At 54.1% G+C, this 912-nt stretch carries 2 protein-coding genes; both read left to right on the forward strand.

Annotation, left to right across the window (positions count from 1 at the left end; genetic code table 11):
• Positions 1-193 precede the first annotated feature (193 nt).
• Entirely contained in the window at positions 194-577 is a 384-nt protein-coding gene (locus MPRO_RS02590; RefSeq protein WP_082708407.1) for a hypothetical protein, read from the forward strand.
• Between the two features lie 155 nt (positions 578-732).
• The coding region (locus tag MPRO_RS02595) for a hypothetical protein (RefSeq protein ID WP_216821218.1) at positions 733-912 on the forward strand (180 nt) is incomplete at its 3' end.

The following is a 912-nucleotide window of genomic DNA, read 5'->3' on the forward strand; positions in this document are numbered from 1 at the left end:
GTTTTTTTAGGTGTCTTTAAACGCAGGGCCTAAAAAATAACCTTTTAAATATGAGTGACTTAGAATTATTTTATTTCAGTTTTCAGATTCTGGCACGGCTAATGCTTTGTTCCAGGTGTAAACAAAACAACAGGCGGTGTCGACTCCTCAGGAGCGGCCCCCATACAAAAATATGGATACTGAGGAACGACTCATGAAAGCAACTACCAAGCTGCACAGCGCTGCCAAAAAACAGGGTGGATTCGTGATGACCACCGAACTCGTCCTGCTGGTGACCGTGATGGTCATGGGTATGGTGGTGGGCCTGGTCACTATGCGAGATGCGGTGACCGCGGAAATGGAAGACGTGGCCGAGGCCATAGGTGCACTGGATCAGTCCTACGCCTTTAACGGCATGCTGAACGCCGAATCGACCGCTGGCGTAGAGGGTTCCTCCTACGGTGATGCGATCGATACGCTGGCAGGCGATGAGGCCGAATTCAGCTTTGTTGCGCTGGATAACACAGAAGGCAGCACGGTGGTTGCCGGTGCCGGTTCTTCGTCCTCGAGCAATGCAGGTACTGTCGTTATTCGCTAACAGGCAGGACTTATCAGGGCCACCCGCAGCCTGAGCTTCGGGTGGCCTTTAGGGTTTAGGGCTTAACAAATGTGACGATGGATTCTGAGGTGAGTGCTTTCTGACCAGAGCACTGAGCTCAGAAAGACGACCCCCGACAGTGATGGAGGCCAGACATGAAACGCAAACTGACAGGCAGTGCCACTGCGGCGGTAATGGTCTTTGTGGTGTCGACAGCATTGGCGGGCGTCCTGGGTGTACGCCAGGTTGAGCGTCTGTCGACCCAGATTGCCTGGGTTGCCAGCAGCGATCTGGCGGCGGGGCAGACGATTGGCCGCAACATGCTGGAACAGCGC

This window comes from Marinobacterium profundum (assembly GCF_001528745.1).
Classification (GTDB): domain Bacteria; phylum Pseudomonadota; class Gammaproteobacteria; order Pseudomonadales; family Balneatricaceae; genus Marinobacterium_A; species Marinobacterium_A profundum.

Coding starts and splice junctions, on each gene's coding strand:
- MPRO_RS02590 (WP_082708407.1), top strand. CDS start 194: ATGAAAGCAACTACCAAGCTGCACAGCGCTGCCAAAAAACAGGGTGGA.